Raw genomic sequence first — 6,738 nt, 5'->3', positions numbered from 1 at the left:
GGTGATGCGCTACCAACTGCGCTACATCCGCATTGCACGTAACCGGCTGGTATGCCGTGGTGCGAGAAGAAACTTTATCGTGCACCGACCCAGTTTCCAAATCCGCAGCCCACAGCACTAATCCCCAACCATCCAACAGCGCTTGGATTACATTAATGTGATTGAGACTGCGGTTACAGTGATTGCGCATGATTGCACTAGGAACACACTAGTACTGCCGGGAGAACTCCAAGATCCATCCGTTCTCGCACAGCCCTGAGTAGCCACTACACCCTTACAGTCGCGAGCAACCAACCAGAGTAAATGCACGCAGAGTAATTGAAAGCGCGGTTGAGCTGGACGATTAGGGGTTTCCATACGCGCGGTGTACCTTAAGTGCTGCACCGAGGTTCTATAGCTCAGTGGGAGAGCGTTCCGTTCACACCGGAAAGGTCGCTGGTTCAATCCCAGCTAGGACCACCATTAAAGCTGCAGGTAAAAGACGTGCAGCGTATAACACAAGCCTCCGCGTGGATACTATGTGGAAAACGAATCCGCATTTTTCTGTTCACGCGGGGGTATTTTCTCATTGTTCCTGAAACTGGCCAAGAAAGCCAGACACGATAGCTCAACCCGTTGGGGCACGGCATGGTTGATAAAGCCTGCACGATATTGGACCTGCCCCCGCGCGTAGTTACCCGATAACTCCATAATGGTTCAATAGCAACACGTGCAGGCATAGGGTGATAGATGTGCAGTTGCCAAAGTACGGCCCAGCCTGGGCAGGCTCCTTGATGGGAACCTCAATTGCGTCAACTTTGTCGGGTTTGCATGGTCTACGCATAGGCCAAATCGTTTTTGCTCTTATCGCAGCTGTTCTGCTGGTGATTTTTACCGTGGGAACGAAAAATGTACCGCCTCGGCACCAGAATATGGCTGGGTGGGGCATGTACACGATGGGCCTGCTGGCGTGCGGCTCGGCATGGACCGCGCTGACCGGAACCGATGCCTTCCAGTTGGCAAGTTGGTGGATTGGCGCACCGCTTTCGGTCGTGGTCTGTCTGTGGCAGCTGTGGGGGTTGTTCAAACAGCAGCACCACTACGACAAGCCCGCGTTTCCTTGGGGGCTGGCGCTGGTCTCCCCCATGGTGGCGGCGACTTCCGCGGGTCAACTGGCTATCAATCACGGGCAGTTCTACCGCTATGCCGGCGAGCTGTGCTTCTTCCTCACGTTCATCACCGCAATTCCGCTGTTCGCTTATTGCTATTGGTCTTTAGCACGCCGTCAAGATAGGCCGCGCGAGGCGGCTGCGGGTACGGCATGGATCCCGCTCGGCGTGGTTGGACAGTCAACGGCGGCCTCGACGCTGCTTTTTGACGCCCACCTCTACGGCATCATCGTGTTCATCATTGGTGCGCCCTGCGTAGTATTCGCAATGTATTGCTTTTACCAAGCGGTAGTCGCGTGGGCCCCTTATGGCCCAGGCTGGTGGGGCTCCACATTCCCTGTCGGCACTTTGTGTCTTGGCTCCTGGGACGAAGGCTGGCACCGGTTGTCCCTTGCTTTATTGGTGCTCCTGCTATTGCATTGGGGAGCCTCTGCGCTGCGCTTCGGCACATGGCAGTTCCAACGCGCCTGATCACATACGCTCCGGCCAATCCCACACCCTAAGCCGTCGTCGACATTTCAGGTACCGTGGGGCGCCATGAGTGACACTGCTCTGATAAAACACCTCATGGGGCCCGACCGAGAAGGAATCCGCTTGATTGCGGTGAGCACTCTCCACGGCTCCGCCACCATCGATGGAACCTCAGGGCCAATGGGCAACGGCACCGACGCTCAACTCTTCGCTGCACTGCGCGAGTGGGCCGACATTGCCGTCGTCGGCTCAGCCACGGTGAAGTCGGAAGAGTACGGACCGTCGACAAGCACGCGGCTCGCCGTACTCAGTCACTCCCTTGACTTTGCCGGGTTCGAAGAGTTTATAGCCTCCGGCCCCATTGTTCTTACCCCGGAGGAACGCGCATCCTCGCCCGAGGCCCAGCACCTCGTCGAGGCCGGTGCCGACGTTCTAAGCATTGGCACCGGTACCATGAGCGAGGCAATCTCAGCCCTTCGCGCCCGGGGCGCGCGCCGCATCAGTTGTGAGGGCGGCCCTTCCGTGTATTCCGCCTTTATCGCCGAAGGAATTGGGGACAAGCTCTATTTGACGCTCGACCCGCACCTATCGCCCTCCGTCGAAAAGCCCGTCGTCGATGGCAAAGCCACCTCCCCTGCGCTCAAGCTCGAGTTGGAGAACGTTGCTGCTGTCGACAGCACGGTGTTTCTGCGCTATCGACGAACCCAAACACCGTAAACTGTGCTGCCGTGACTTCTCCGGCTCCCTCAACCTCAGATTCCGCGCGACTGTGGACGGCCGCCGCGTGGCCCGCCGCCATAGTCTTGGTTTTCCATCGCGTGTTCGTGCTCGCCTTCAACGGCACGGTGACCGATGATTTCGGCACCGTCTACCGCGCAATCCGGAACCTGTGGGAGGGCAACCCGGTCTACGAACAGAACTATTCCTTCGTCGAGCCGCTCTACCTATACAACCCGGGCGCAACGCTCCTCCTATCCCCCTTGGGGCTTGTTTCCGAGGAACACGCGCGCATCGCCTTCATCCTGGCCAACGCCGCAGCCATCGTCGCCGCCTTGGCCCTACTGACTCGCTTCGTAGGCCACAGCCTGCGCGGCCCCTTGTGGCCAGTCAGCATCGCTGCTGCCTTCGCTACCGAATCAGTCATCAACACGTTGGTCTTTACCAATATCAACGGCGTGCTACTACTCGCCATGGTGGCGTTTCTGGTCTTGTTAGATAAACACGGATGGGCCGCCGGGCTGTGCATCGGTCTGGCGATTCTGGTTAAGCCGCAATTTGCCCCGCTGCTCTTCCTCGCTTTAGTGCGCAAGCGCTGGCTCACCTTAGGTTTGGGCGTGGCTATACCGCTAGTGAGCAACCTTGCTGCTTGGCCGATCGTCCCGGGCGTGGAAGGCTTCCGCGCCAACCTTCTTCCCTACCTTGCGACAACGCGCGATTATGCCAACGCATCATGGCCGGGCGTGCGCGCCTACTTCGATCTCCCCGGCATTATCTACTACCCCATCTGGTTGCTCTTCGCAGTACTTGCGGCAGTGGCCATCCTCGGGCTTCTACGCTGGCGCGACAGCGAGCCCACCTTCTGGGCGCTGAGCACAAGTGGTGCCATCATGGTCGGCATCTTCTTCCTTTCCTCCCTGGGTCAGCAGTACTACTCCATGTGGCTTATCCCCATGCTGTTTACGGTGATGCTTGCACGCTCGGTCTTCCACACATGGGGAGCATGGTTGGCCGCATTTTTATTCTTAGCGCCGCTCGAGTGGACGTCGACAAGCATGCCCACCGCCGCACACTGGATGAGCGTCTTCATCGCCACCATCGGGTGGGGACTGCTCATCGTGGTGACCGCCACCACCGTAGCCGGCTGGTGGTCCGCGGAGCGAGGCACTAGCCCAAAGCCTCAAGCTAGCGATAAACTCCCAGCATGACTGATTTCAAGCTCATTGCAGATACCGAATGGCGCAAGCGGTTAAGCCCCGAGGAGTACCACGTTCTGCGTGAGGCCGGAACGGAAGCACCGCACGTCGGCGAGTACACCAACACGACTACCGAAGGCGTGTACTCCTGCCGCGCCTGTGGTGCCGAGCTCTTCCGCTCCACGGAAAAGTTTGAGTCACACTGCGGCTGGCCGTCCTTCTTCTCCCCTTTGGCCGGTGACGCCATCATTGAGCGCGAAGACAATTCACTGGGCATGCGCCGCATCGAGGTACTGTGCGCTAACTGTGAATCCCACCTCGGCCACGTCTTCGAGGGTGAGGGCTACGATACGCCGACGGACCTGCGCTACTGCATCAATTCCATCTGCCTGGATCTAGAAGAAAAGCCGGTCGAGGACTAAACCCTCAACCGGCTTCCGGCGCTTTTCGCGGCAGCTACCGCGAATTATCGCGGTTCTTAAGGCAGGATCGCGATGAGCTCAGCCACGTCCTTCACGCGGCGGCCGGTGTGGAAAGGAATCTCCTCGCGCACGTGGTGACGAGCCTCGGTGTAGCGCATGAGGTACATCAGGTCCACGATGCGGTGCAGCTCCGGGGCCTCAAAGGCCAGGATCCACTCGTAGTCACCCAGCGCGAAGGCTGGCACGGTGTTGGCGCGTACGTCCGGATAATCACGTGCCTGCATGCCATGCTCCATGAGGATGCGGCGGCGTTTTTCCTCATCCATGGTGTACCAGTCATAAGAGCGCACGAAGGGGTAGACGGAAATCCACTCACCGGGCTCCTCGCCCATAATGAAGGACGGCAGGTGAGACTTGTTGAACTCTGCCGGGCGGTGCAAAGCATTTCCTACCCACGTCACCTCAGAAACCTGGCCCAGGACGGTCTCGCGGCGGAAGTCCGCGAAGGCCTTCTGGATGTCGGCGAATTCTTCAGCGTGCCACCAGATCATGAAGTCAGCGCTCTCCCGCATCCCGGAGAGATCATAGATACCGCGAACGGTAACCACGCCTGCTTCCTCCAATTCCGCGAAGAACTTCTGTGCCTGCGCCACGATCTCCTCGCGCTCGGTGCCCAGCGCACCGGGGATTACTTGAAAAACCGCGTGCTGCGAATAGCGCTGGACCTTATTGAGCTCGGCAAAGTTGACCTTCGACATGCCTTTCTCCTTCTTTCAACCGACAGAGTTTCGCATCCATCATAAGTTGGAGACGACCCCTCGCGCCACTAGCCTTTCGGCGCGCCTTCCACCGCCACGAGGGCGGAGCTTATACGTTGTTCCCCGTGAGCAATTCCGACGTTTCTTCGCGCAACCTCGCAGGGGCACCGACCAACCTGCACGATCGCGCCGCCGCCTCCCCCGCCGATTCGCGCCCTGCGGAGCCGAGCACCCCGGCCGCCTTCACGGCGGCCGTTGACTCCCTCCATGCCGCACAGCTGCGCCCAGAAATCACGTTGGGCACCATCCGCCCACCGCAGCGGCTAGCGCCGTTCAGCCACGCCATCGGCTTGGAAGTTGAGCGCAACGAGCACGGGGACAACATCCCCACTGACTCTGACGGCGATGCCTTCGGCCGCCTCATCCTGCTCCACGATCCCGGCGCTGAGGAGGCCTGGGAAGGCGCAATGCGCCTCGTGGCCTACATCCAAGCAGACTTGGACGATGCCGTCGCTGGGGATCCGCTGCTTCCCGACGTCGCCTGGGAGTGGCTTACCGAATCCCTCGACGTGCGCGAGGCGACCCATACAAACCTGGGCGGCACCGTCACGTCGACCGCCTCGGTTCGTTTCGGCGAGATCGGCGGCCCGCCGCGCGCCTACCAACTAGAAATGCGCGCCTCCTGGACCGCCGCCGGCTTAGATCTCGCCCCACACGTGGAAGCTTTTGCGCAGGTTCTTTCCCTCGTCGCGGGGCTGCCTCCAGAAGGCGTAGCGGAGCTCGGGCGCTAACATGACTGAACTGCGCCAGGTACCGGTTGACGGAACACCAAAGGTCCTGCTTTCTCCCCGTGAATTTCACGCCGCCGCCGACCGCCTGACAGCTGGAACTGGCCCCTTCGCCATCGACACCGAACGCGCGTCAGCTTACCGCTATGACGATCGCGCGTTCCTTGTACAAATTCGCCGAGAAGGTGCGGGCACTTTTTTGCTCGCCCCGGAACACCACAGGGCTGAGCTCCGCGCGGCCTTAGCACCGGCGCTCAACGGCCAAGAATGGGTCGTCCATGCGGCCCCCTCCGATCTTCCTTGCCTTGCCTGGCTGGGTTTGTACCCAGGCAGGCTCTTCGATACCGAGCTGGCCGCCCGCTTCGCCGGCTTTGCCCACCCCAACTTGGCAGCAATGGTGCTGGAGCTTTTCGACGTCCAATTGGAAAAAGGCTACGGCGATTCCGACTGGTCCGAAACCCCCATTCCCCGGTCGTGGCGCAATTATGCGGCGCTTGACGTGGAGTTACTCAATGAGCTCGCTGTGACTTTGCGCGATATCCTCGCGGAGGAGGAAAAGCTCGACTGGGCCTATGAGGAGTTTGAGAAGATAGTCGACGACCACGCGCGCATTACGGGCCCCGAGCCCCGCTCGTGGCGGGATCTCAAGGGCGTGTCCTCGCTTCGCTCCGGCGAACAGCTCGCCGTGGCTCGCGAACTGTGGCAGCGCCGCGAATCTATCGCGCGCACACAGGACGTGGCCCCCAACCGAGTACTACCGCACCGCGTGTTGGTGGACATTGCTCGCCGCGTGCCCCGCTCGCCACGCGAAATCAACCAAATCAAAGGTTTTCCCCGACGCCGCGGGGGTGCGACCTTGCGGTGGTTCGACGCGGTTGAAACCGCACTGGCCAGCCCGCGCCAGCAATGGCCGAAGGTGCTGCGCAGCCCGCGCCCGGTTCCTTCCAAATCAGTTTTTAGCCGGGAGTTCCCCGAACTGTGGCAGCTCTACACCGAAATCCGTAGTGACTTCGAGGACCTCGGCGATGAGCTCGGCATGAGCTACGAGCTCATTCTCAAACCCAGCCTGCTGCGCATGGCCGTGTGGGCGGCGTGTGGCCCAGAGGGTGGCGTCGCCGGGGAAATCACAGATGCTGCGGATATCCCCGATTTCCTACGCTCCCAGGGCGCGCGCGAGTGGCAAATCGAGCTTGCCTCCCCGCTTTTGCGCCACGGGCTAGAGCAGTAGCGCCCACTCG

Annotated in this window: 7 protein-coding genes and 1 tRNA gene; 7 read left to right on the top strand and 1 reads right to left on the bottom strand. The window is 60.4% G+C overall.

Going from position 1 to position 6,738, the window contains the following annotated elements; all coding sequences use genetic code 11:
• Positions 1-387: 387 nt before the first annotated feature.
• The 5 genes from HMPREF2912_RS04630 to msrB all read left to right on the top strand — a co-directional run bounded on the left by HMPREF2912_RS04630 (position 388) and on the right by msrB (position 3,954).
• Positions 388-462 (top strand) — tRNA-Val (locus HMPREF2912_RS04630).
• Positions 463-926: 464 nt separating this feature from the next.
• On the top strand, positions 927-1,619 hold the full coding sequence (locus HMPREF2912_RS04625; RefSeq protein WP_371441100.1) for an SLAC1 family transporter: 693 nt from the start codon (positions 927-929) through the stop codon (positions 1,617-1,619).
• 66 nt (positions 1,620-1,685) lie between these two features.
• Positions 1,686-2,336, top strand: coding sequence for a dihydrofolate reductase family protein (locus HMPREF2912_RS04620; protein ID WP_070683444.1), 651 nt, complete (start codon positions 1,686-1,688; stop codon positions 2,334-2,336).
• A gap of 11 nt (positions 2,337-2,347) precedes the next feature.
• Entirely contained in the window at positions 2,348-3,544 is a 1,197-nt protein-coding gene (locus HMPREF2912_RS04615; protein WP_070683442.1) for a glycosyltransferase family 87 protein, read from the top strand.
• Positions 3,541-3,954 (top strand): peptide-methionine (R)-S-oxide reductase MsrB, encoded by a 414-nt coding sequence (gene msrB / locus HMPREF2912_RS04610; RefSeq protein ID WP_070522057.1) that lies wholly within the window; start codon positions 3,541-3,543, stop codon positions 3,952-3,954. The genes HMPREF2912_RS04615 and msrB overlap by 4 nt, the downstream gene beginning before the upstream one ends.
• A 56-nt stretch (positions 3,955-4,010) precedes the next feature.
• On the opposite strand, the gene hemQ is transcribed toward msrB, so the two are convergent.
• Positions 4,011-4,712, bottom strand: coding sequence for a hydrogen peroxide-dependent heme synthase (hemQ, locus tag HMPREF2912_RS04605; RefSeq protein WP_070513174.1), 702 nt, complete (start codon positions 4,710-4,712; stop codon positions 4,011-4,013).
• A 176-nt stretch (positions 4,713-4,888) separates the two neighbouring features.
• On the opposite strand from hemQ, the gene HMPREF2912_RS04600 reads away from it, so the two are divergent.
• On the top strand, positions 4,889-5,503 hold the full coding sequence (locus HMPREF2912_RS04600) for a DUF3000 domain-containing protein (protein WP_168166645.1): 615 nt from the start codon (positions 4,889-4,891) through the stop codon (positions 5,501-5,503).
• A gap of 1 nt (position 5,504) precedes the next feature.
• Positions 5,505-6,728 carry an HRDC domain-containing protein gene (locus tag HMPREF2912_RS04595; protein ID WP_070683438.1) on the top strand — a complete coding sequence of 408 codons (1,224 nt, stop codon included), beginning with the start codon at positions 5,505-5,507 and terminating at the stop codon, positions 6,726-6,728.
• Positions 6,729-6,738 lie beyond the last annotated feature (10 nt).

The sequence above is a fragment of the Corynebacterium sp. HMSC056E09 genome, from assembly GCF_001813425.1.
Taxonomy (GTDB): Bacteria; Actinomycetota; Actinomycetes; order Mycobacteriales; family Mycobacteriaceae; genus Corynebacterium; species Corynebacterium hesseae.
Note: the sequence above shows the minus strand (reverse complement) of the source record. Positions and strands in the feature narration are given on the sequence as shown.

Excerpts from the sequence above, each read along its gene's own strand:
- msrB (WP_070522057.1), top strand. The coding sequence starts at position 3,541 with ATGACTGATTTCAAGCTCATTGCAGATACCGAATGGCGCAAGCGGTTA.
- HMPREF2912_RS04625 (WP_371441100.1), top strand. The coding sequence starts at position 927 with ATGTACACGATGGGCCTGCTGGCGTGCGGCTCGGCATGGACCGCGCTG.
- HMPREF2912_RS04620 (WP_070683444.1), top strand. The coding sequence starts at position 1,686 with ATGAGTGACACTGCTCTGATAAAACACCTCATGGGGCCCGACCGAGAA.
- HMPREF2912_RS04595 (WP_070683438.1), top strand. The coding sequence starts at position 5,505 with ATGACTGAACTGCGCCAGGTACCGGTTGACGGAACACCAAAGGTCCTG.
- hemQ (WP_070513174.1), bottom strand. The coding sequence starts at position 4,712 with ATGTCGAAGGTCAACTTTGCCGAGCTCAATAAGGTCCAGCGCTATTCG.